The 25,254-nt window shown below is 44.7% G+C and carries 20 protein-coding genes; 5 read left to right on the top strand and 15 right to left on the bottom strand.

Going from position 1 to position 25,254, the window contains the following annotated elements; all coding sequences use genetic code 11:
* Positions 1-40: 40 nt before the first annotated feature.
* The 8 genes from J4N37_RS06420 to J4N37_RS06385 form a co-directional block, all read right to left on the bottom strand.
* Positions 41-2,263 (bottom strand): TonB-dependent siderophore receptor, encoded by a 2,223-nt coding sequence (locus J4N37_RS06420; RefSeq protein ID WP_252042115.1) that lies wholly within the window; start codon positions 2,261-2,263, stop codon positions 41-43.
* A gap of 217 nt (positions 2,264-2,480) precedes the next feature.
* Positions 2,481-4,457 (bottom strand): Fe(3+)-hydroxamate ABC transporter permease FhuB, encoded by a 1,977-nt coding sequence (gene fhuB / locus J4N37_RS06415; protein WP_252041947.1) that lies wholly within the window; start codon positions 4,455-4,457, stop codon positions 2,481-2,483.
* Complete coding sequence (locus J4N37_RS06410) at positions 4,457-5,341, bottom strand: ABC transporter substrate-binding protein (protein WP_252041945.1); 885 nt, start codon at positions 5,339-5,341, stop codon at positions 4,457-4,459. The genes fhuB and J4N37_RS06410 overlap by 1 nt, the downstream gene beginning before the upstream one ends.
* A gap of 12 nt (positions 5,342-5,353) precedes the next feature.
* A complete protein-coding gene (locus J4N37_RS06405) occupies positions 5,354-6,118 on the bottom strand; it encodes an ABC transporter ATP-binding protein (protein WP_138954182.1) in 765 nt (254 codons plus the stop codon).
* Positions 6,119-6,493: 375 nt separating this feature from the next.
* Positions 6,494-6,709, bottom strand: a complete 216-nt coding sequence (locus tag J4N37_RS06400; protein WP_005433984.1) for a hypothetical protein — start codon at positions 6,707-6,709, stop codon at positions 6,494-6,496.
* A 99-nt stretch (positions 6,710-6,808) separates the two neighbouring features.
* Entirely contained in the window at positions 6,809-7,933 is a 1,125-nt protein-coding gene (locus J4N37_RS06395; protein ID WP_038885426.1) for an HD-GYP domain-containing protein, read from the bottom strand.
* 258 nt (positions 7,934-8,191) lie between these two features.
* Entirely contained in the window at positions 8,192-9,397 is a 1,206-nt protein-coding gene (locus tag J4N37_RS06390; RefSeq protein WP_252041944.1) for an aromatic amino acid transport family protein, read from the bottom strand.
* A 173-nt stretch (positions 9,398-9,570) separates the two neighbouring features.
* Positions 9,571-10,764 (bottom strand): iron-containing alcohol dehydrogenase, encoded by a 1,194-nt coding sequence (locus tag J4N37_RS06385; protein ID WP_252041943.1) that lies wholly within the window; start codon positions 10,762-10,764, stop codon positions 9,571-9,573.
* 180 nt (positions 10,765-10,944) lie between these two features.
* Between J4N37_RS06385 and J4N37_RS06380 the strand changes: the two genes are divergently transcribed.
* Together J4N37_RS06380 and J4N37_RS06375 are read left to right on the top strand one after the other, a co-directional pair.
* Positions 10,945-11,442 (top strand): hypothetical protein, encoded by a 498-nt coding sequence (locus tag J4N37_RS06380; RefSeq protein WP_010447705.1) that lies wholly within the window; start codon positions 10,945-10,947, stop codon positions 11,440-11,442.
* A gap of 65 nt (positions 11,443-11,507) precedes the next feature.
* Positions 11,508-12,899: a diguanylate cyclase domain-containing protein gene (locus J4N37_RS06375; protein WP_252041942.1), complete on the top strand. Its 1,392-nt coding sequence runs from the start codon at positions 11,508-11,510 to the stop codon at positions 12,897-12,899.
* Between the two features lie 10 nt (positions 12,900-12,909).
* On the opposite strand, the gene J4N37_RS06370 is transcribed toward J4N37_RS06375, so the two are convergent.
* On the bottom strand, positions 12,910-13,539 hold the full coding sequence (locus J4N37_RS06370) for an SDR family NAD(P)-dependent oxidoreductase (RefSeq protein WP_045387681.1): 630 nt from the start codon (positions 13,537-13,539) through the stop codon (positions 12,910-12,912).
* A 214-nt stretch (positions 13,540-13,753) separates the two neighbouring features.
* On the opposite strand from J4N37_RS06370, the gene J4N37_RS06365 reads away from it, so the two are divergent.
* Positions 13,754-15,022, top strand: coding sequence for an HD-GYP domain-containing protein (locus J4N37_RS06365; RefSeq protein WP_045387684.1), 1,269 nt, complete (start codon positions 13,754-13,756; stop codon positions 15,020-15,022).
* Between the two features lie 45 nt (positions 15,023-15,067).
* Here J4N37_RS06365 and J4N37_RS06360 read toward each other — a convergent pair whose 3' ends face one another.
* Together J4N37_RS06360 and J4N37_RS06355 are read right to left on the bottom strand one after the other, a co-directional pair.
* Positions 15,068-15,670 carry a 2OG-Fe(II) oxygenase gene (locus J4N37_RS06360; protein WP_010447697.1) on the bottom strand — a complete coding sequence of 201 codons (603 nt, stop codon included), beginning with the start codon at positions 15,668-15,670 and terminating at the stop codon, positions 15,068-15,070.
* A 168-nt stretch (positions 15,671-15,838) separates the two neighbouring features.
* Positions 15,839-16,606 (bottom strand): TerC family protein, encoded by a 768-nt coding sequence (locus tag J4N37_RS06355; protein WP_252041939.1) that lies wholly within the window; start codon positions 16,604-16,606, stop codon positions 15,839-15,841.
* Between the two features lie 604 nt (positions 16,607-17,210).
* Here J4N37_RS06355 and J4N37_RS06350 point away from each other — a divergent pair.
* Entirely contained in the window at positions 17,211-18,167 is a 957-nt protein-coding gene (locus tag J4N37_RS06350; RefSeq protein ID WP_252041938.1) for a LysR family transcriptional regulator, read from the top strand.
* Positions 18,168-18,186: 19 nt separating this feature from the next.
* On the opposite strand, the gene J4N37_RS06345 is transcribed toward J4N37_RS06350, so the two are convergent.
* The 4 genes from J4N37_RS06345 to J4N37_RS06330 all read right to left on the bottom strand — a co-directional run bounded on the left by J4N37_RS06345 (position 18,187) and on the right by J4N37_RS06330 (position 23,008).
* Positions 18,187-19,068: a YjjW family glycine radical enzyme activase gene (locus J4N37_RS06345; protein WP_252041936.1), complete on the bottom strand. Its 882-nt coding sequence runs from the start codon at positions 19,066-19,068 to the stop codon at positions 18,187-18,189.
* 21 nt (positions 19,069-19,089) lie between these two features.
* Complete coding sequence (locus tag J4N37_RS06340) at positions 19,090-20,634, bottom strand: YjjI family glycine radical enzyme (protein WP_252041935.1); 1,545 nt, start codon at positions 20,632-20,634, stop codon at positions 19,090-19,092.
* A gap of 207 nt (positions 20,635-20,841) precedes the next feature.
* Positions 20,842-21,468 (bottom strand): LysE family translocator, encoded by a 627-nt coding sequence (locus tag J4N37_RS06335; protein WP_010447688.1) that lies wholly within the window; start codon positions 21,466-21,468, stop codon positions 20,842-20,844.
* 337 nt (positions 21,469-21,805) lie between these two features.
* Positions 21,806-23,008, bottom strand: coding sequence for a cyclic di-GMP phosphodiesterase (locus J4N37_RS06330; protein ID WP_071235505.1), 1,203 nt, complete (start codon positions 23,006-23,008; stop codon positions 21,806-21,808).
* 461 nt (positions 23,009-23,469) lie between these two features.
* Here J4N37_RS06330 and J4N37_RS06325 point away from each other — a divergent pair, with 461 nt between their 5' ends.
* Positions 23,470-25,179, top strand: coding sequence for a sensor domain-containing protein (locus tag J4N37_RS06325; RefSeq protein ID WP_252041934.1), 1,710 nt, complete (start codon positions 23,470-23,472; stop codon positions 25,177-25,179).
* Positions 25,180-25,254: the final 75 nt, after the last annotated feature.

Genomic DNA, 25,254 nt, shown 5'->3' with positions numbered 1-25,254 from the left:
TCCCCCGACTTTTCGGGGGATTTTTATTTTGTGCTAGCGCTTACCAATCGTAAGTTAAGCTTGCGATAACATTGCGGCGGTCACCATACCAGCAGAAACCATCACACGTTGCGACGTATTCTTTGTCTGCTAGGTTCTTGGCTGCAACTTGCAGTTTGTAATCACCAATACGGTAGCTCACAGTGGCATCCATCAAGAAATAACCCGGCACTTTAAGTGTCTCCGTGTTATCACCGTATGACTCACCCGTGTAACGCGCACCTAGCCCCACAGCTAAACCATCAAGCGTTCCTTCTAAGAAACGGTAATGTGCCCAAGCAGATGATACCGTGTTCGCAACTTGAGATGGTGAGTTCCCTACCCACGCTGCATTCACGTCTTCTTTGATTTCAGAGTCTACATACGCGATGTTGCCAAGCAAGGTTAGTGACGGCGTCACATTGGCAACCGCTTCAAGTTCGATACCTTTATTCTCCACTTTACCAATTTGAGTTAATTGATTTAGGTGGATTCGAGCTAGGTTCTCTTTTGTTGCCTGATAAGCGGCAACATTAAAGTAGCCATCAAAGGTACGTGGTTGGTATTTCACACCAACTTCAAATTGGTCTCCACTTTCAGGCTTAGCAGGCTTACCTGCACTGTCTTGCTGAATAATAGGATCAAAGTACTGCGAGTAGCTAAAGTATGGCGTGAAGCCAGTATCCGTGATGTAGGCAGTGCCTACGCTAAACGTCCACTCTTCATTATCCACTTTGGTTCGAGAGCCTGTCGTTACATTGTGAACTTCATTACTCGTATCATCATAACGCGCACCAAGAAGAACGGCCCACTTGTCATTGACCAAGATGTGGTCTTGTAGGTAGATGCCAAGCTGCTCGTTATCAACCTTTGTTCGCTGCTTGTCGGCGTCAGTCAATGGTTGAAGCGTTGTTGGATCTAGCAACCAAACATTGTTCGAGTAATTTGGGTTGAACACATCAAAACGTGGGTCTGGTAACATGCCAATTGGTGTATTCAAGATGGAATTACCATCCGCCACTAGTGGGTCGCTTGCAAAGTCTTTACCATCAATACTGACCATCTGGTAGTCAATACCAACCATGAGGTTGTGTTCAACACTGCCCCATTGCATGTTGTGCATCAGGCGGTTATCAATATTGAATGCATCAGAAGAGCCCTCTTCTGTACTGGCAGCACGTAGGATACTTTTACGTTCATTCAACGGGTCGAGCAATGGACCTAACCCCGGAACGTCAGCCGCATAAACGTACGAATACATTTGTTGTAGCTTTACATCCATTTGGCTGTAGCGAGTCGACTGCACAAAAGAAGTCGAGTCATTGAACATGTGCGAAAACTCGTAACCAACCGATACCTGCTCACGCTCAAACGTTTCCCAATCCGTGTTCCCGACCGCGAGACTATCGCTTATCTTACCGTTTTTGTTTGGCTTCAATGTTCCTTCAACAGGTAGGAACTGCAGATATGGGTCAGAATCATCTTTTTGGTAACTGGTTAGCAAAGTAATTTCTGACGCGTCGGTGAACTTGTACGTCAGTGACGGCGCAACGAGGAAACGCTCAGCTTCGACGCCATCAACACGTGTACCGTTCTTTCGTGCCAAACCTTGCACACGAACAGCAAGCTTCTCGTTTACTTCTGAGTTCACATCCAGAGAAATCTGTTTACGATCTTCAGAACCATACTCCAAAGACACCTGACCAGAGCCAGCATCAAACTGAGGACGTTTACTCACCAAGTTAATAACACCACCTGGTGGGTTTTGACCGTAAAGCACAGAGGCAGCACCACGTAGCACTTCCACTCGCTCTAATGCAAACGGGTCAATCTGCCAACTGTAAAATCCAGATGAGTACAGACGGGTTCCATCTTGATATAAGCCACTGTTCGCCTGCTTAAAGCCACGGATAATAAACCAGTCTTGTTTGTTGTCTTCACCAAAGTAATTGGTTTGAATGCTTGGAGTATATTGCAGAGCATCTGAAACACTGATTGATGCACGATCATCCATCTGTTCACGAGTCACAACAGAAACAGCGCGTGGCGTTTCGTTGATCGCTAAATCCATTTTTGTCGCAGTGCGACTTTTTGCGCCAAGATAACTAAAGTCAGGGCCAACAGCACTGTCTTCTTGTTGGCCAATTACGACGATGTTTTCATCTTCTTGAGCAAGCACTTGAGGGGTTGCTAGCACCATCGCAATAGCCACTGCTGCGGGTGTTAGCATAAACTGCCGATTCATCATTTTTCTCCTTTTTTGTCGGCAACCTTTCCAACCTTTATGCATTGAGCCAATAGACAAACTCAACAGGTTGGTTCCGGCATAACCACTGATTTTCCTTAAACGCAAAAACACCGAACGTGTTTTGCGAGCATCACAAACTGGGTGATGAGAGCGACCACCCAGCCATAGATTTTTTTATTGTTTTGGTATGTTATTTAGGAAACACACACCGTCGTTACAGGCGACGTAGTCCCCACATCAGATATAAACCGCCGATTAGAGACGCCATCAACCCTGCTGGGATCTCTTGCGGATAAAGCACCTGTCTGCCCAGCCAATCAGCCAATAACATCACACCAGCGCCAAGCAAGGCGGCACACAACATGTGTTGCGATGCTTTATTAAAGCCAAACAAACGTGCCAAATGTGGCGCAAGTAAACCGACGAAACTAATAGGACCGACAACCAGCGTCGCGCTGACAGTAAGACAAGCCACAAGCAATAATAAAATGGCACGAGAACGGTCAACTTTGATGCCGAGCGCTTTGGAAGAAGAAGCTCCAATCGGCAAAATATCTAACCAGCGAACACAGACAAAACTCAAACCAATAAACACAATGGCAGACAGTGCCAGCGGGAGCAGCGTGTCCATTGACACGTAATACGTCGAGCCAGATAACCAAGCCAACGCTTGATAACTGCGTGGGTCACCCGTTGCCAAAATAAAACTCTGAATGGCATTCATGAGTGCAGTAATGGCAATACCTGTCAGCAAGATTCGTTCTGGTTGGAAGCCAGATTTTCTGTTCAACAAGACAATGATTAGTACCGTCAGTAAAGCACCAATCAAGCCACCAATAGACAAAGTCACAACCGATGCACCGACGCCCGTAAACATAGCAATGATCAACCCCATTGCAGTTCCTGAGCTGATACCAATCACCTCAGGACTCGCCATCGGGTTGCCACTTAATCGCTGAATCATGGTTCCCGCAATCGCCAACATCGCCCCGGCTATCGCCGCAGCTAAAAGCCTAGGTGTGCGCCATTCCAAAAATAGCCATTCATGGGTAGAGAAAAGCGATGTCCAGCCGTCGTTCTGAACTGAAACGGTGCTGAAGAGCACGACAGCCGCCAAGATGATCAACAAGGTAAATGCGATAGCGTGTTTGTTGAGTTTGTTGACGCGCTCTGAATGACGAGTAAGCACGGTTTGCGTATGCCCTTGCGTCTTTTGTGATAATCGAGGTAGTAACCAAAGTAACAGGGGTGCGCCCAACGCTGCCGTCGCCGCGCCAGTCGGAATGAAACTCGCCATCAAGCCCGGTAATTGTTGAATCACTAAATCGGTGAGGGTCAAAAGCATTGCACCAATCAACATTGAAATCCAAAGCTTGTGTTGAATCTTATGCACACCAATCAAGCGTGTGATTGCTGGCGCAGCAAGACCGATAAAGCCGATGATGCCCACCGTCGCCACTACCCAAGAAGTCATAAGCACCGCTAAGCCAAGGCAAACAAAACGTAGCTTCGCGAGCGACACACCTAAGCTTTTTGCACCTTGCTCTGATAGCTCCAAAAGGCTCAAAGGTTTAGCAAACAAAAATGCCACTAGCGCAACAATGGCAACTCTTGGTGCAAGATAACTGAAATCATCCCAGCCACTCTGAACTAAGGAGCCTGCGCCCCAGATCATGAGCCCATTGAGCTTCTCCGTATTCATCATCAAAATGACCGTACTCAGAGAAGCAAAGTACAAGTTGATCACCAAGCCAGAAACGACAACAACGGTCGGAGAAAGTGCACGGCGCCAAGACAGCAGCATCACTAACCCCATCGAGGTAACACCACCAACCAAAGCAACTAAGTTGGCAGAAAAGTCCAGCATCCAAGGCGTGAACAGCGTGGCAAGCATGAGCGTAAAGTTCGCACCACTCGCAACCCCTAAGGTCGTTGGTGATGCCAACGGATTACGTAGAACCTGTTGCATCAATACGCCAGCTACAGCCAAGCCTGCTCCGGAGATCACCGTCGTAAACACGCGTGGCCACCAGCTAAAGTGAAGAAGCACTGAATTTATCGACTGAAAGTCAGGTTGCCAAAGGCTTGCGAAACCAATAGAAAAGGCGGTGGTTTGACTCAGATGTAGTGCACCAACCGACATCGTGAACAGGGAAAGTAAGATCACTAAGGATAAAGGAAAAGCTCTCATCAGAAGTGCCCCTTCTCTTTTGCCGCAGCGATTAAATGAGCAAAGCGAACTGCAGAAGGCATTGCACCAAAGCTCCAGACAGGATCAACGCGCATAACCGGATGACCTGATTGTTCTACGATATATTGCCAAAATTGGTCCTGAGCCAACCGTTGTTCTCCACCATGAGGAAGCGGATCCACAATGACGATCTGCGCTTTTATTCCCGCGAGTTTGTCGATACCGACCATACTAAAGCCCCAGCTATTGGTTTCTTCCGTCCACGCATTAGTGAGGCCGAGCTTGTTTATCGCTTGGGAATACAAGCTGTTCTCGCCAAAGACACGCACATGTTTAGTATCCATAAATTGGACCATTAATAATGGGGCTGAATCTTGATCGACTTTTTGCTTGAGCAAGGCAAGCTGTGCTTCTGACTGTTCAATAAACGTTTCAGCTTCAATCTCTCGTCCCAGCTCTTTGCCGAAAGTGCGTGTGAATTGAGTCAATACCGACCAATCAGTGATCCCCTGCCCGTAAAGGTCTATCGTTGTAACAGGTGCAATTTCTGCTAATCGGTTTTCCATGGCAGAAAAGTAAGGGGCGATAAAAATACGATCAGGGTTGAGCTCGTAGATACGTTCGATGTTTGGTTGCGTTCTTAGACCGACATCTTTCGTTTGTTTTGGCAACATTGGCGCTTTCACCCACGCATCATAATCTTGCCCTTGTGCAACCCCGACCGGAACAACACCGAGAGCAAGCATGGTTTCGGTCTGTGTCCAATCTACCGACATCACTCGCTGTGATGTCGGTTGTTCCACCGCATGAGCAAATAAAGGGAAAGCAAGGCTCGTCACCAAAATGGCTCGCTTCAGCCAAGTAATTAGTGGTTTACAATCCATTGTTGACCCCACTTAGCTTGGCATCGCTACTGGATACCCAGCAGGATGGTCAGAAATACGCATTTCAATGCCATAGATTTGTTGTAACTTAGGCTCGGTAAATACGTGTTGAACGTCGCCTTGTGCTATCAAGTCACCTTGATGCAATGCGACAATCTCATCACAAAAGCGCGCAGCTAAGTTGATATCATGCAAAACGATAATGACTCCTAAGCCGAGGTCTTTACTGAGTTTAGAGATCAAAGAAAGCATATCGACCTGATGACTAATATCGAGCGCAGACAACGGCTCATCAAGCAACAGATATTCGGTTTTCTGTGCGAGTAGCATCGCTAGCCACACGCGTTGACGCTCACCACCAGAAAGCGTGTCAACAAGGCGATCGGCATATTTGGTTGTTCCTGTCATTTCCATCGCCTCTTCCACGATGGTTTTATCTTTCGCACTTAACCTGCCAAGCAAACCATGCCAAGGGTAACGACCAAAGCTCACTAAATCTCGGCCTAAGATGCTGTCGGTCATCGGTAAATGTTGAGGGAGATAAGCGATGTGCTGAGCAAATTTCTTTGCCGATAAACGGTTGATGTTGTCACCATGCAGCAAGATATCGCCTTCACTGTATGGTTGCTGCTGAGCGAGCAGCTTAAGAAGTGTGGATTTGCCAGAACCATTGTGTCCGACAAGCGCGTACGTTTTTCCAGTTTCAAACGTCAAATCAAATGCTTTCAACAGAGACTTACCGTCAATGTCGAATTGGAGTGCCTTGGCTTCTAACATCCCTACTTCACCTAATCCTATTTACGTCTCGGGGCTGGTGAAACTTCGCTTTGCCGTCTACCTTCCCGTTACGTTTTATAATTTTATTCAACAAAACGATTAATAAGCTTGGCTTTATATAACAGCGAAGATACAAATGCAAACCATTGTCATTATCATTAATAAATAATTTTATAAATCTTACTGAAGACACATTCTCGTTAAAGCAAGCACGTCAGAAGCAAGGAGCTAAAGTGATTTAAAGCGAAACGATATAGGGATTGGAAACGAGGACTATTGTTGGCGAGCATCGCCATTCACAATGCTCGCTCAAGGAATAAATTAAGCTGCGACGATAGGAAGAGTTGGATGAGAGCCGCAGCGTTGTTGAACCAGTTAATGACGAGCGTCAGCGCCAAACTCTACTTCTTTATAGATATCGGCCAGCGACTTCTTACCTTGTTTGTCTTTGGCTGAACGCTTTCTTGGTTGATAGTGATACTCTTGGTCATGCAAGGCTTCTTCATGCTCCTTTGCCGACTCTACGAATTCAGCATTCGCAAGTGCTTGTTGGCGTAAGCGGTTTACTCTTTCTAGGGTTTCCCACAACATACTTCACCTCCAAACGAGTTACTGTATACATATACAGTATTATTTATTCTGACCTCCTAGTCAATATTTTGATTCCCTTCACCGTTCGCTCCTCTACTCTCACATTAACCCCATACCAGCATAATGCTCTGGGTACTTATGAATGATTTGTTTTAGATAGCCTTGATGATCGCGCAAGGCATTCACGCACTCTCGGGATAACAAACCTTGATAAACGCGTTTTTCAAGCTCTAACAAGGCATACGGAATTGACCACGCTTGACGATATGGATGATGGGTGGTCATGACATCAAACACATTGGCGACTGCCGCGATTTGAGCGGCGATAGGAATACCTGAACGATCCAGACCATACGGGTAACCGGATCCATCAAGGTTTTCATATTGATAAGAGGTAATTTGTTGGAATAGAGTGACACTCGGGTGAACCGGATTACCAATTCTCGCCACAATGTTATCTGCTGATTCAACGCATTGTTCAATGTGCTCAGTTAACAACGCTTCTTGCTCTGCATTCACGCAGCGGCGGTTGCACACCACATCAGCGGGGAGCTTAATATCACTCAAAGCATGATAACGAGTGAACATTCCGATTTGCTCGACAACTTCATCGCTAAACTGATAAGAGTCGGCAAGCTCTGTCGCAATCAATTGGGCGTACATACCAATACGCTTGGTGTGTGAGTAAACCTCAGGCGAGTAGCCCGGCATCAAGCACTGCATTCTTTCTGCCAATATTTCAATCGCATTGACAACATGATCTTCAGACTCAACCGCGAATTGCACCATTTCAAAGTAAGGTTTCAATCCATTCAACGCTTCTACACTGAACGCATTAGGCTGAATAGAATTAAGAAACACGAACCCAGTAAAGGTTTGCTGGTCGTAACAAGGGATAGCAACAGACGAGTGGTAACCTTCTTTTAATAAGGTTTGAATACGTGGACAGTGGTTGATGTCGTAGAGATCGTTAACAAGACGAGGGATGGCATTGTCAGCGGCAATGCTCAGATTGTGCAGTTTTCGAAGTGGCGCTTCGTGATGAGCCAAACACCAAGTGTCGAACTCACTTTCGGCAAAAGATTTAAGCATGCCTTGTTTAGGGTGATACTTCGCAAAAGACACCCTATCGACACATGGTAAATGTGCCTGCATCCTATTCTTCAAAGTTTGCATTTGCTCATTGAGCGGCTTTGCAAACGGGTAAAAACTCCGGTGCGCCATACTTCACCTCCACACCAAGTAGAGAAACCAGAAGAAAAGGCTCATGAAAGTCAGCGTATTTGATGTGATTAGAGCGGCTTTTCTCCACCTAAATTATCGACATACCACAACTTAAGTGTACGAAATAAAAACAGTTTTTCGCCAATATTTTCACCGAATATTCTACGGTAATTTAATCCAGATCAAAAAAACCAGTGCACTTTCGCACACTGGCTTTTCAATACATGATGAGTTGTTCGTTATCTATCAGTTTGGTGATTAACCCAATGCAGGAAGTACGCCCAAAGTAATAAGTAGCTGCGCCATCACGATGCCCGTGCCGGCAATGCCCGTTACTAATAGAGCCCCTTGTCCACCCGCAACGCGGTATTCACCAGTAAACTCATCAGAACGACGCACCTTCACCACCATCACTAGCGGTAGGAAGATAGCAAGAATTGCCAAAGCAATCGCTGCGTAACCTAGTGCCATGATGAAACCTTGTGGGTAGAACAATGCAAAACCTAGTGGCGGTGTAAAAGTCACCACTGCGGCGATTAAACGATTTGGCTTTTCACTGTCACCTTTGATTGTGTCGCCCAAGAACTCAAACAGACCCAAACTCACACCTAGGAAAGACGTCAGAAGCGCAAGGTCAGCAAATACGCCTACCACACTACCAAGATTTGACTGGTGAACAGTTTGAGACAATTGACCAATCAGCGCGCTCAAACCGCCGTTTTCAATCAAGGTATCTTGGCTTACAACACCCAGGGTTACGATTTGCCAGAAAATGTAGATCACGAGTGGAATCGTCGAACCAACGATAATCGCTTTACGTAGAGACGAAGTGTCGCCATCTAGGTAGTTAACAATCGCAGGGATGCTGCCGTGGAAACCAAAAGAGGTAAAGATGACTGGAATCGCTGCAACGACAAGACCTTGCTCAATTGGCATGCTCAGTAAGTAAGATTCGGTCACGTTTGGCGCTAGGAATGACAATACTGCAATCATGGTCACCATCTTTAGACCAAACAGCACTCGGTTTACCTTGTCTACCGTACCCGTACCAACCGTCACAACCATTGTTACGATAAGCGTGAAGATGATGGTAGACGTGGAGCCAGAAATATCCAGACCAAACCATTCTGTTAGACGGTCACCGAACTGAGCACCGCCACCAGCGATGTAAGCAGCACACAATGAGTAGAACAAGAACAGCATAGCAAAGCTCGCGACCCACTTGCCTTTCTGACCAAGGATTTGTTTCGCCAGAGTATGGAGGGTTGCACTGCTGTCCGCATACTGGTGAAGCTCCAGCATCAACAGCGCCGTAAACGCCATTAATGCCCACAACCCCAGCATGATAATTAAAGAGGTAGAAAAACCAATGCCTGCAGAGGCAAGAGGAAGTGCCAGCATACCAGCACCAATCGTAGTCCCTGCGATAATCAGGGTGCTACCAAACACTTTAGATTGACTCATTGTATATTTATCTTTACAGCTTAATAAGATTAGTCAGCATCAGATCGGGCAACGGCACGCCAAAACTAACACCATATTTGGAATGATGACGATTTTGTAGGATCTTTCTAATAAGATCAAGCAAAGTGTAAGGATAAAAATCCACACGCGTAAATTATTTTATACACCCATATCTAAACTCTGATTTCCGCAAGCAATTGGCCGCACTCTTCTTCATTCATAAATTTAGGCACTGGGTAGTTCCAATGCGCCTCTTTGAGAATTAAAGTCACTAACTCGTCGGTGTCAGACGCTTGCAACAGTAACGACGTTTGCTCAATGCCAATCTCGTTGTACAACCCCTCCAGTCGATCGAAGAAGTCTTGTGCACTAGGCACATGCCCACCTTGCGTTCCTATCAGGGCTTCACTTAGGGCGGTCAGTTGCGGCTCAATCTCAGAGAAAGAAAATCGAAGGACAGGCAATAAAGCAAGACCATTTGCCATGCCATGAGGCAAGCCATACTTAGCCCCCAAGTTATGAGCGAATGCATGTACGTAGCCAAGACTCGCCTTAGTAAAGGCTAAACCCGCATAGTAAGACGCCATTGCCATTTTGTGTCGAGCTTGACAGTCACTGCCCTCTTCGACAGCACGAGGTAGGTAGTTGAATATCAGTTTGATGGCAGCAACAGAATACGCTTTGGTTTCCATCGTCGCGTTGCGAGAAATGTAAGCTTCTACCGCGTGTGTCAACGCATCAATACCTGTATCAGCCGTTATCTTCGCAGGCAAACCAACCAGCAAATTCGAATCCAATGCCGCCATCAAAGGCACTAACTTCGGATCCATTAATGGCGTTTTGTGGTGGGTATCTGGTTCAGAGACCACCGCTGCAATTGTGACTTCCGACCCAGTACCCGATGTCGTCGGAATCACGAATAAAGGTGCAGGCGTTCTCCACACGCGAAACAGACCAGTGAGTTTCTTAATGGGTTTCTTGTTTGTCACTCTGGCTGCGATGACTTTGGCACAATCCATGGCCGATCCACCGCCTAACGCCAAAATCGCATCGCACTCTGACTCAAAATACATCGCTAAACCACTCTCGACTTGATCGTAGGTGGGGTCGCGGTTCACTTCAGAAAACAACGCGACATCTAAACCCTTAGCTTTTGCACTTTCCACCACCTGTTCCGCCATACCGACCTTTACCAGCCCGTCATCGGTCACAAGGAGCAACTTTTTAAATCCAAGGTCAGCAATCGCTTCTGTCAGTTCATGAAGACTACCAGGTCCCGAAAACAAGGTCGGTTTAGGCAAAGGGAGTACGTAAGCTGCCGCTTTCAGTCCATTGGTGTAACCACGATAAAGAAGGTGTTTCAGCATATCAATTCCATTTCCTTATTCAGGGCAATCCAAGCCCAACGTCGTAAACTTGAGTAATTATTCTAGTTTGCTCTAGAACTATAGCTCACAATTAAAAACTTGTGTTCATACCACCTTTCACCGCAAACCCTCGAACAATCAACTACCATTTATATATCAAGATGTACTGGGGGGCTCATCATGAGACACGTCTTGTATTCAATGTTACTGGTATCTTCATCTGTTTACGCTTCTTCAATGGCGAGTTTTCCTAATAACTGGGAAGACTATGTTCTTGTGAAGCGAAGTATTATTCCTGCAAGTGACGTGGTTTTACCTCCGGAAACCCCAACTTTTATTCAGCAAACAGTAAAAACGTACAATTGGACCAATGGCGGGAAAGGAACCAACCTTTCTATCTATGTCCCTCAAAAAAAACTAGAAGCATATAAAGCTCATGGGCCCTATACCGATGGTATTACAGCTGTCGCTGTGTATGAGGAGTCCAATATTATCTTTGTAACGGAACATTTGGCTGGCGAAACCTTGTATGGCTCTTTTGATAGGGAAGGTAATGACATATCAGCACAGCATCCCTCCTTGAATATCGAAGCCTGTTATCGATGCCATAATGGCTACAAAGACATATGCATCAATGGTACCTGTGCAGTACCGATTATTGATGTATTTAATGAGTGAAAGGTGTAGTGAGAAATTCAATAAGAAGTACTATATTCATCTCACATTTTCTTTTGGTTTTAGTCATGATTGGTGGTTTAAGTATCTATAACTATCAAAGCTCTATGGATACCATCATAAAAACGACTATTACATCCAGGGAACATAGTGTAGCCGCGCTGGTTAGCCATGTAAGTGATGCTGTACATGGCAACAACTACGCGAATTTATTGCTTCCTGCATTAAAAGCTCAACTCAATATGCAAGGTGAGCTTAACTATCTGTACGTGTCTGGGAATTCTTCCATAAGCCAACATCGTATGGAGATCGTCTACAGCAGAGAAATAGGCGAAGTCTGGCGTAGCCACTACCCTCCTAATTATGAATCAACACTCCAACAGCGACTCAGCCGCCTTAATTCCGTTAGAGACTCAAACCTTAGTACTCCAGACAAAGTTGATTACCTGATTAATCGGTTATTAGATGCTAAATCAAAGTATCGCCAGAGTTTGGAGTTCAACCAAAAATACATCAAAGACCTTACGCCTTGTCGTGCAGAGGACAAGAGCCATATTGATTTTGAGAAAGGACTTATGTATGTCAAAGTGCCTCTGGTAATTGACGTGTCCGGTTCTATCGAAATCTTATATGACATTGAACAAATTAATGAAATCAAACAGGCATTCATCCTCGATTTATTCAAAGAAATCGTTATCAGCTTAGCCATCTCGTATCCACTACTACTGACTTTGTCCTATCGCCTATCTTCGCCGATTAAGCGCCTATCAAATTTCATGAAACAAAACTTTGAATCCATTTCAGTGTTGCAAGTGCCAGAAAGCCATAGAACAGATGAAATTGGCGAATTAGCAAAATCTTTTAGTCAACTGGTCGATAAGGTCACTGATAAAAACAAGCGATTAAACGAACTCACAAAACATGATCCTCTAACTGGATTGTTAAATCGCCGCTCTCTCGACTCTTCTTTCCGATTACTGAGCTATCAATCTCAAGAAGGTTATATTACATGCTTCTATATCGACATTGACCTTTTCAAAGCTTACAACGATCACTATGGTCACCTTTGTGGCGACGAAGCCTTAATGCATGTGAGCAAAGTGGTCAGTAAATTAGCCGATATCCACCATGGCTATGCTTTTAGAATGGGCGGAGAAGAGTTTGTATTGATGGTTAACCTTACCAGCCTAGAAGAGGGTGAGATTCTGGGCGAAACCCTCAGGAAAGAAGTTAAAGATCTGAACATTGAACACGCATCGCAGGCAAAAGATCGAGTGTTATCAATTTCTATTGGTGTTGCATTCTGTTCGAGCCAAGAGGGTGAATATATTGATACCTGCGTACTGCTCGATAAAGCAGATGCCGCGTTATATCAAGCCAAAGAACTTGGCAGGGATCGGGTTGTTCTCCATTCAGAAAAACAAATGGGAACACACCGTATGCCCCCTCAATCGCTATAAATCAGATCGACTAACCAAGTTGTGAGTCAACACAATGGAAAATTTGGTGGCTGCCTTCCCCTCTTTCTAGCATTTCATAAGCCAATCTCGCCACCTCTTGGCGATAAATCAACCCATGAACCTCTTTGGGTTCGCCCAATACGCCAGTACCAGTAGCTTCACCATCTTTTAATCCTCCTGGGCGGATTATCGTGTAATCCAAATCGCTGGTTTGTAACCAAGCTTCCGCCAGTGATTTCTCACGAACGACACCACCAAAACCCGCTTTAGAACGGTCAGAAAGGTATTTCCAGCTATCACTGCAACCAAGTGACGTGACCAGAACAAAACGCTTGAGCGATGCTTTACAGGCAGCATCGATAAGGTAACGATGGCCAAGGTAATCTACCGGAATGTCTGCACGGAAACTGCCCATTGTGCTGATGATGATGTCTTCTTGATTAAGCTTTTCAACAACGCGATCAACCTCTTCAGCAACCGTAGCATCACATGCAAATGTAGACTGACAAATCCCCTTCAATTCTGGGCTTTTTTCTGGATTTCTCGCTACGCCAACCACTTCAGCACCTTTCTCTGCAAAATACTTTGCAATTGCCAATCCAAGGCCACTGCTTGCGCCCCAAACTACAACTCTATTCATCGCCACCCCTTTAATGGTAATAGTAATCAATTACATGTCAAAAGGAGATTACCTCACTTTGATATTTCATGTTCCCATTTTTATCAACCAAACTATTACCCAGTTCAAATTAATGACTTAATTCTTTAAATGAGGATAATATTTTTTATTAACACCAAGTATCATTACTGAGATAACACATATATAAATAATAATTAAAACGTCGGACAAAGTAATGAAGCAATCCCCTGCTAACTATTCACCAACAGGCTTTGAAGTAGATCTTAAACATGCGTTAATTTGGGTAGCGAGAGCACTCGATTACGTCGGAGTGGATGACACGCACCACAGTCACAGAGTGGCGTATATCGCTTATAAATGTGCAATCGCGATGAAATGGGATATTAAAAAAGCGGAGTTTTGTTACTTCGCTGGAATGATTCATGATTGTGGTGTTTCTGAGACTAAAGAGCATATGATGCTACTCGAGGAGTTGGTACCTCAGGATGCTCAAGCGCATTGCATTAGAGGGTATCAGTCGCTAAAACAATGTAGCTTGCTCGCTCAATTTGCGACGCCTATCCTTCATCACCACACTCGTTGGCAAGACCTAGAACAATCGGATATTTCACCATTTGAAAAAGATATCGCTGCCCTTCTCTACTTGTCTGACCGATTAGATTTTTTAAGAGCTCATTACGCTACAGACTGTCACTCAGATTTGGTGACACTGCATGAAAATATTATCGCCGAAGCCGTACTCGCGAACTCAGGAACACTATTTAACCCCGACATGTGCGAAGCGATGGTGAAACTCATCATGACAGACGGTTTCTGGTTTGCAATGGAGTCAGAAAACATCGAAACCATCGGTTTAAGTTTCGAAAATATAGATTGGTTACAAAAACAACTCACGATTGAAGACCTCAATAGCCTTGGGTTGTTTCTAGCGAAGATCGTTGATGCTAAAAGCCCTTTCACTTATCAGCATTCTCAAAAGGTTGCAGAGCTTTCAAGGTACCTAGCAAAAGAAATGGGGCTCGATGAACACCATCAAGAGATGATATTTATCGCTGGTCTAGTGCACGATATCGGAAAGCTAAAAACACCTGATGAGATCCTGCATAAGGAAGGTGCGCTAGATGAAGAGGAATACACTCGAATCAAACGTCATACGATAGACACAGAGCTAGCACTTCATAAAGTGTTTCCAAACGCCAAGATAGCAGAATGGGCGTCGAATCATCATGAAAGACTGGATGGCTCTGGATATCCTTACCACAAAACGGCAGAAGAACTCGATATGCCATCAAGAATTATCGCGGTTGCTGATGTCTTCCAAGCTCTGTCCCAAGATCGCCCTTATCGAGGAAGAATGACACAAGATCAAATCGCCCAACTCATGGATGAAATGATTGATAGTCAACAACTCTGCCACGATGTTTATGGCGTCCTGACTCAACACCTAGAATACTGCTACCAAATTTCCACAGACGTGGAATAACCTCTAGCAAGAAGCAGAAGGACACGTCTAACGTGTCCTTTTCGTTTAGTGTGCGATATCTAGCTGGTTGTCTTTTACACCGTTAATACGGAACCAACCCGCAATACTGAATCGCTCAGCGTTTGTCGGTAATACTTCGTGTGGGAATTGCTCAGATAAGAACACGAACAGACGACCCGAACGCGGTGGAATCGTTGCAATCTCGTTGTCGTTCAAATCGTATACCACCAATTCACCAGCATCTTCTTCGCTCCACGATTCATTCATGTAGAACACGGTCGTTAAACGGCGGTTTTCATTACCTTTGAAGCAATCGAGGTGTTTTTGGTAGAAGTCACCTTTCTCGTATTTCGCGAAGTGCGCTTCATACTCAAACAAACCAAGGAAGAAATGACGGTTTGCTTCCAAACGGATCTCTTCCATCTTGTCTAAGAAAGACGCCACTGGCGCGCCCATATCGCGCTTCAACCATTGGATCTTGTCACTACGAATGGTTTCAATACGAGTCACGTCGTCGTTACGACCAATACGTGCTTTCTTCCAATCATCAGGAATACAGTCACGCAGCTCAGCCACTTCCTCTTGAGAAATAAAATCATCCCAGATGTAGTATCCGTGCGTCGATAACGCGTCGATCAATTTGTTCATTCTATTTTGTACACTCGTGTAGGTTTGGGCGGTCTATATAAGAAATCCGTGCTACAACAACAAATTCCATTTTCTATCGACACGACAAATCCACACAAATAACAAAGTACAGACGTAAAAAAGCCGCTCTCAAGAGCGGCTTAAACAGGTTCAATTGTTGCGTTTCAATTATCGAGTTTGAAGCGCAATAGAACGAGGTCGGATTGGACGAACTCGTTGAATCACTGGGCGTTGTTTTTTCTTAAGCTGGATATGACACATTTCCAGCACTAGACCAAACGCCATCGCGAAGTACACGTAACCTTTGTTGATGTGAATTGCAAAACCTTCTGCCATCAACAGACCACCTAGCAATACTAGGAACAGCAGTGCAAGGGTCTTAAAGCCCGGGTAACGCGTCACTAGGTTGTTGATTTTCTCCGCCGTCAACACCATCACAATCGCTGACGAAATGATCGCCGCCACCATGATTGGTACTTCGCTCGTTAGACCAACCGCAGTGATCACCGAGTCCATCGAGAACACGGCATCAACGGCAACGATCTGCAGCAGAACCACAGCAAGGCCAGTACGAACATGGGTCGAGTGACCGTGTTCAGTGTGTGTTAACCAACTCCACAGCTCTTTCAAGCTTTTCGCCAGTAGGAACGCACCACCCGCAATCATAATCAAATCACGACCGGTAAACGCGTAGTCGCTGAAGCTGATTAATGGCTGGGTAAGCTGCATGATCCAAGAGATCGAGAACACCAAAACAATACGCGCCATAACCGCTAGGCCAATACCTAGATTTCGAGCAAGTTTACGCTGGTGTTGTGGTAATCGTTCACACAGAACGGAGATAAATACGACGTTATCAACGCCTAAGACAACTTCAAGAGCAAACAAGGTAGCGAAGATAGCCCACGCTTCTGGTTGCATGAAAAGTTCTAACATGAGTGCGCCTCCTGTGATTGGAAGCCATACAGTGAATTGTTCAGTCGACTAAAGGGGTCGTCCATTAAGTTTATTTAAACCTCTGTTACTTAGGAAAGTTGAGTTAATCACCTCTCCTATTCGTTCGCAATCCCCTATTTTGTCAGGGTTGTGTCAGCCATCTTTCGTACTCTAAAGGTTATTACCTTCGTTTACCCCATCAGGTGCCTAGTTGAGCCAAACTATTGCATCGAGCACGAATTGAAACGCCTTATTTTTCGTGCTTCAACAATCGTAAAAAAATGTTTCACAATAATATTTTGATATACTGAGAAAAATCACACGAGTTAGGGTCTGTTGACCTTTTGTGATGATTTTTGCAGCAGTTTGTAGATGTTTTATACAAGGCAGAGGCTTTGATATGTAGCTATTCTACCTGATAAGCCGATAACGCAGTAGAAAGCACCTACAAACGCTGCCCAAAGGGTTCGGCTAAAAGCGTTTTATTCTTTGTTGAGTCAATTTTACATAGAGCCACTAGGCTTCAATCGACTCGCCGCGACTAAAACGCTTTTATCTCGAACAAAATTTAACCACGAAAGATAAACAGACCCTAGTCTTACGAATGGATTACATAACACTCTCACGCATTAGCCTTAAACACCTTACCGTATTGCACATGCTGCTCACGACCCACAGCGTGACTCAAGCAGCGGAACAACTTTGCGTGACCCCTTCTAGCGTGAGTAAAACGCTCAGCCAATTGCGCGACATTCTAAAAGACGACCTTTTTTACCGCGATGGCACTCGTTTAGTCCCAACGCCATTTGCTTTGAACATCGGCCCTTCCGTACACGGCATTCTTTCCAGCATGAACGGTTTGCTCTACCAAGGTTCGTTTAGTCCTGCGTATTACGAAGGTCGCTTCTCTTTGGCGATGCGCGAAAGCACCTTTGAGATCTTCGCACCGATGTTACGAAACCTATCTCAACAGATGGGCAGCCGAGCGCAATTGAACGTCTATGCAAAAGAGCAGATGAGTTTTGATTCTCTGATCCGTGGGCAAGTGGATTTTATGATTCTGCCCCACGACATTAGCCAACCACCAACGCACAATAAGGACTTGGTATGGCAGACAATTCTAGAAGATGAAATGATCTGTTTAATGGGCAGTAATAACCCGTTAGTGACGGAAGAACTCTCAGTAGAGAACTACCTGTGTGCGAGACACATTGGCATTCACGATAAAGACTTATCCCAACCTTATTTTGAACAGAACTTAACTCAGCGTTATGCCAAGCGCAGCATCGCGATGCACGTAGCAGACTTTGGATCCGCAGCGGTAATGTGCCACCACTCTGATTATCTGTTTACCTGCTCTAAGCTCTGGGCGCGAGTGGCATTACAAGCGAAGGGGTTAGTGGAGAGATCTCTTCCATTCGAATATGGACAAGTAGCGTACAGTTTGGTGTGGAATAAAGCGAGTCTGAACGATCCCGCTTTAAGATGGCTACAACAACAAGTGCTTAAGGCATGTGAAACCTTGGGGGTATGCAGCAAGCCCAGAGTGAATAAGCTCTAAGCTCATTTACCTTGCTTTACTACACGTAGACCGATGGCATGGTCATTGGTCTGCTAACAAATTGACTTAACTGAGTGTGGAAGCGTTCCATTTCATCCTGAGAACACCTCTCCCACTCTAAAGCTTCACCCGTTACACCATGATGTTGAAAGGCATTCAAACGGATGTTGACCGATTCTGGCAACGATTGCAGATAATGCCCCACCGTTGCAACTTCCGTATCTAAATCGCTTTTACCCGGAATATGAAGCAAACGCACTTCATTCAACTTGCCTGCTTGCGCTAAATACTGAATGGTTTGGAATACACGGTGGTTATCTCGCCCGACCAGCCAGCGATGCGTTTCGCTTTGCCACGATTTAAGGTCAATCATCGCGCCATCCATGTACGGTAAGACTCTTCCCCAACCTGCGGTGGATAAAGAACCATTGCTATCGATGAAACAAGTGAGATGCTGCAATTCAGGATCGTGTTTGATGCCTTTAAACAGCGCAATAATAAAAGGAAGCTGTAAGGTAGATTCCCCACCGGATACCGTCACACCGCTAATGAAATAACGCTGTTTTCGTATCAAATCGAGCATTGCTTCCACAGAGTAGTCAGTAATTTTTGGATTAGATTGGTACTGACATACCTCTATACAACGGTCGCAGTGGGTGCACTCCTCTTTAAGCCAAACAACGTTGTTGTTTTCGTCGAACTTCAATGCGCCTGCCGGACACTCACTCACACAATCGCCACAATGATTGCAGTGATTGATGGTGTGCGGGTTGTGGCAGTTGATGCACTGATAGTTACAACCCTGTAGAAAGATGACTAGACGGTTTCCCGGTCCATCAACACAAGAGAACGGAAGGATACGAGTTACCTTAGCCAAGAGGTTTTCCGATCGTCTAGCCATCTTATTCTTATCCGTCACCAATTACTTAGCGTAAGTCGGTGACATTTCGTGGCTCACCACACGTGGTGAACGCTCTAAAATACCGGTGTTCTTCGCCGCTTCTGCACCTAGGAATGTGGTATTGGTACGTGAACCTTCTGCATCGTATTTTGCGATATCAGACAGTTTCACCATGTAACCCGTTACGCGAACCAAGTCGTTTGACGCAACGTTTGCCGTGAACTCACGGTAACCTGCATTCAATGCGCCTTTACATAGGTTGAACATCGCTTCTGGGTTTGATTTCACCGTTTCGTCGATGGTTAGAATGTCGCTGATACCAGAACGGTAGTACTGGTGATGCCCTGCCGTTGCCTGCACGTAAGACACTGGATCTGGTTCGTTGCCGTAAGGAATACGAACGCCTGGTGTTACATCCAAATCAAGACTGATGCCACCTTGCGCGTGCAGTAACGCTTTGCCTTCTAGGCCAAACTTCACTGGTGTGCTTTCTACCAAGTCAGACAACTTTGCTGAGATCGCATGACCTAGCTCGTTTGCGGGTGCATCTTGGCCATAACGGCTTGCATTGCCCTCTTTCTCTAGCAATACGTTTACCGCTTCTGCCATGCCGTAGATGCCATACATTGGCGCAAAGCGAGACTCTTCAATCAAACCTTCTTGTGTTAGGAAGCCTTTGAAGAACTCTGATTTTTCATGCAAGTGTGAAGCGCGTGCGTCCATTAACTCAACCATCAAACCATGGTATTCCGGCAGTACGTTGTTGAAGAAGTCTTCACGATTATCTGCACGGTTTGCTGCTTCTTTCAGGTTCATGCGCACTAGCGTGTTTGAACCACCAGCCAATGGCAGAGAGTTGTAGCAGCTCACGATTCCAAAGCGGCCACCTTCATACGCGTTCGCGTGCATCGGATAGTTCGCGATGTGTGGCTTGCTGCACTCACAGATGTTTTGTGTCGCTTGTTTTAATAGGTCATCTGGCGTTACCGCCTCGTCGTACATGAAGGTTAGGTTTGGCGCGATCTGTTTTAGCTCTGCGTCTACTTTCAAAATCGTACGACAAATGATGTTGTCCGTCGGACCAATGTTCACGTGCATGAAAGCATCTGGCAATGTGCGATCCAGCATGATCCAAAAGTGCTTTAACTTTTTGTAGATTTGCTCGTCAGTGAGGTCACCAACGTAAGGCATTAGCACATCATCAAGTTGACCAAGGTAAACCGGAATGTTGGTTACCGAAGGCACGTGATGGTAAATGATGGTCAACATGTTGATCGCATCATCAAAATCTTCTGCTGGAGCTAACTCCAAGTATTCAGAACCTTGAGAAAGAAATTTTGCGTAGTCTGGCAAAACATAGCGCGGCTTAAACGGCGCGTGACCTTCAAACATGTCACATATGACGCCTTGCTGCATTGCTTGGCTTACCTCGTCAGAGACGGTCATATATGGAATAGTGGCTTCGGCTTCCAAAGCAAGAAAGTTCGATTTCTGTTTTGGAGACAAGTTACTATCTGTCGCGATAGCAAGGAAACGCTGCTGAAGATCGGAAAGGCTTTGAGTCATCTAAGATGTTCCTGGAGAAAATACAACGAATACGCCCTTTCAAATGATTTACTCATTTCAGAGTATTGTTTGAAAGGACATGTTGAATTCTACGCCTCAGAGATCTTTTCCACTAATGAAAAAAACCAAAATGCTAATTTCCATTTTGGAAATAATGTTTTGCTAATTTAGTCTAAGTTTTAATAAGTTAGCGAAATAATTATCAATTCAGCTACGATGCGCAGTCGACAGCATCACGCCCGCGCTGATGAAGACGCCCCCAGTCAGACGATTGAACAACTTCGCTCGTCCTTTCGCAAACAGCCAATCCGATGTTCTCACACCTAGCAAGCCATAGAAGGTCAGCCAACTCAGTTCGAACACCACAAAGGTACTGGCAAAGACAATATATTGAGTGAATAACGATGCAGATGGGTCAATAAATTGAGGAAACAGCGCGGTAAAGAAAACAATGGCTTTTGGGTTGCTCGAACCAACAATAAAACCGCTAGTAAATGCGCTTAAGTAATTTGAAGAAGATTGCTCTGGTTGCGCTTGTGAAAAATCGGTTTGCTTCGAGCGCAATGCTTGGATACCAAGCCAAACAAGATAGGCAGCACCACACCATTTAATGATGTTAAATACCAGCTCTGAAGAGGCGATGACAACGCCAAGTCCGGTAAAAGATAGGGTAAGAATAATGGTAATTGCCGTCAGGCTGCCAAGGGCGGTCGCAAAGGCATGGCGAAATCCATTACTGACACCTTTGCTCAAACAAAGTAGCGAACTAGGGCCAGGAGAGGCAGTCAGGACAAGTATAGCGAGGGTGTAGTAGATCCAAGTATCGAGTTGCATTGGCGCTCCTTTCCAATGTGTAGATGGGTGTATAAATCGCGTAGCCTATTTGCCTTTCTCAACGTTTCTATCCATGAAACGCAATGATAGAAAGACACCACACTATTGTGTGTCATAACTGAACAAACTCGAAGTCAATCGAGCTCCTAAATAAAAGTTCTGAGTAAGAAGTCTAAGCAAGAAGCCAGCGTAAAAGCGCCTCTGTTTATCTCCCCCCTAACCCACTTTAAGCTGTTTAGTTATGCAACCAACATACTGGTAATATGCAACCATGTAAAGTGATTACTTATTCGACAACATCACTCACAGATCGCATCAAATAAGCAGTCACTGTACGTTAGTCATAGAAAGGTTTTGGATCCACTTCTAACGATGATGGTGCAACAGCCTTCTCAACCGAGTGTGGACTGTTCTTTAAATCCACCATCGCAACGTCAATATAACGCTTGTATTTACGCGAGTAGAAACACTTCACGATTGGTTTAAGCGGCTGAGATTCGTTGGATGTCCACACAATACCAACTCGACCATCACTCAATTGCACGATCGAACCCACAGGGTATACGCCAATGCAATTGATAAACTTATACACCAGATCAGGATCAAGGTGGGATGGCGTCAAACTCAATAGGATTTTGAACGCTTCTGCCGAGCTCATACCCTTTTTGTAAACGCGATCTGCCGTCAATGCATCGTAAATATCCACAATACAGCTCATGCGACCATGCATCGGGATTTGGTCGCCAGATAAACCACGCGGGTAACCATTACCATCAAGCTTCTCGTGATGCATTAAACACACATCACGACTGACGTCACTCAACCCTTTCACACCAAGAATAATTTCTCCCGCAAAGACTTGGTGCAGCTTCATGTGCTCAAACTCTTCTGGGGTTAGGCGGGCTGGTTTATGTAAAACCGCGTCATCAACTTTGATTTTGCCAACATCATGAATGATGCCACCAATCGCTAGTTGTTTGAGCGTCTCTTTGTTCAAACCTAAATGCTTACCGAATGTCACTAGTAAACAAGCAACATTGACAGAGTGTTCGAGTAAGTAAGTGTCTTTCTGGCGGAGGGCTGATACACATTGAAGCGCATCAGAGTCGATAAAGACACTCTCGATCATATCATCGGCCCACGATTCAATCTCGTCGACTTCAATGACCTTACCCTCAAACGTTTGGTTTAGGAGCTTCTGAGCTAAACCTTTAGCTTCTGCAATAAGCTTTTTCGCGCGTTTGTGCTGCGCTTCTCTAGTGCGAAAAGCACGAGGGACTTTAGTTTGCTCTTCTACTGGTGATAATTCTTCAGACTCAGCAGCAACGGGTTTAAACACACAAGCACTCGAAGATAACTTTTGATCAACCCAAACAAACTTGACGCCACTTGCTTTTAGTTTCTCGATACCCTGTTGCGTCGACACTCGTCCAGCGTTGGCGAGGTTTACACGTTTATTTTGCTCTATAGCAGTCACAAACATACCAACACCCATGTCTGCAATTGCTATTTTTATCGAATCTTCTGGGTTGTACTGCATAAATCAAAGAATCTGTTTTCTAGATAATTTACTTATTATATGACATCGGACCATTCCCCGTCATAATAAATTAACGCGCACTAAGCTTATTGAGACTTGAGTCAATAATAGCGCGCTTTCACCACACGAAAATTAAGGATAACACTTGCTCATTTTGCCACCATTTAATTTAGTAACGTTATAATTTGATAACCAAATCAATAACCACTTCAAATTATTAGTATTTGAGGTTGACTATCATATTTAAATCAACATGATTGATACTAAGAGTTTCGAAATTTCAGTCTGTTGCATTATTTTTAGATTTGTTTGCGTAAACGCAATGACACATTAGATTGATAATTATATAACTACTATTTAAAGCACATAGAGTTAAAGGATAAACTCACTAATCATGTTGAATCGATTGTTCTCCCTAGATCATCACGCCGAGATAGCATTTTCTACAAGAGCGATAGCTAATGACAAGTAACGTTGAGCCTACGGTAACAGAGCAAGACCGGGATTTTCTTAAGATTGTAGAAGAAAAGTTCATCCATATTTTTGATGTCTTTAATGAAGGCTTATTTTATATGGACGAAAATGGAGCAATGGTTTTTTACAATCAAAAATTCTATGAGCAGTTCGGTATTAACGCTGGAAGGATCAACCTCGACAGCTGGTTAGAGTTAGTGCATCCACTAGATCGAGAGCGCTTATCTAATCGCGTCGATGCGCACATCATCACCAACAATACTCGCGTCGCTACCACTTATCGCCTCCGCAAACCGAACGGGCAATATGTCTGGATCGAGGGCGTAGCCATGACCAAAGAAAGCGAGTATGGCTTATACATGGTCGGAAGCCATAGGGATATCTCTGAAAGAAAACTGATGGAGAGCTACATCCATCAAGTAGCGTTTCATGATAGTGCATCAGGAATCGCAAATCGCAGTAAGCTACTCCTAGACATAAAAGAACATAAACAAGCGAACTATGACCAAGCATCTCTGGTTTATATTCGTATCGAAGACATCAAATCCTTTATCAATCACTACGGTAATGACCTAGTGGAAGACTTGGTTGATAAACTGTTGGAGACGCTAAATCAACTTCCTCAATCAATCAGTGACGTGTATCGGATCCATGACGACGATTTTGCTATCCTCATCCATGAAGCATACGCACTCGAAGAGCTAATGGAGTTTGTAAAAACCATCAAGCAACATTACCACCAAGCGATGCGTGAAGATGGAAAATTACTTGGTAGTAACATCAGTATTGGCTTATACCCTACCTTTGATCTTGATCTTTCGGCGGAAGAAATCATTCACAAAGCCGCGCGAACCTGCCAATACGCTTGTGAAAAAAAAGAGAATCATATCGCGGTATACAGCCAAAAAACCCAACAGATTGTTGATAGATACTTCTTCATCGAGCAAGGCTTAAAAACCGCGCTCGACAACCATACCCTCAGCGTTAAGTTTCAACCTATTATTTGTGCTAAAAAAACAAAGATAGTCAGCTTTGAAGCCTTGGTCCGCTGGCGAAGCGAAGAATTTGGCGAAATTTACCCAGACGAGTTTATTCCAGTTGCCGAAAACAAAGGCCTTATCGTCGAACTTGGTTACCAAGTTTTCGCCAAAGCTTGTGCCTTTATTAAAGAGTATAGAGAGCGCTATCAAACCCAGACTCGTGTTAATGTGAACGTCTCAGTTCTGCAGTTACTGAATCGTGATTTCCCCGCGACCATAAAAGCAATGGCCGATGAGGCTGGAGTTCAACCAAACTCTATCGTATTGGAACTGACAGAAACCTTTATCTTAGACAGTAACCAAGCCGCAATTGAACCACTAAACGCGTTAAGTGAGATTGGTTTTGCGCTTTCTCTCGATGACTTTGGTGCTGGCTATAGCTCTCTCAATTGCTTCTTTGATTTACCAATGACGCAAATAAAAATCGATAAGAGCATGGCTTGGAAAACTCTGACGAATCACTCTTCTCGGGAGTACTTGAAGTTCTTAATCGCCATGTGCCAAGAAAATGAAATAGAAGTCGTCATTGAAGGTATTGAAGATGCCAAAATGAATGTGTTTTTCGCAGAACTAGGTGTTGATTACCTTCAGGGCTACTGGTTCTCTAAACCGCTATCTGTCGCGAGTGCTAGTCGATACACCCTAGTTCAGTCGTAGTTCCACTCATTTTCAGTGCTTGTAACAAAAAGTTCACCCAACCGCGCCTCATCTTATGGAATCCTGTGACGCGAT

It is taken from the genome of Vibrio sp. SCSIO 43153, from assembly GCF_023716625.1.
GTDB lineage: Bacteria > Pseudomonadota > Gammaproteobacteria > Enterobacterales > Vibrionaceae > Vibrio > Vibrio rotiferianus.
Note: the sequence above shows the minus strand (reverse complement) of the source record. Positions and strands in the feature narration are given on the sequence as shown.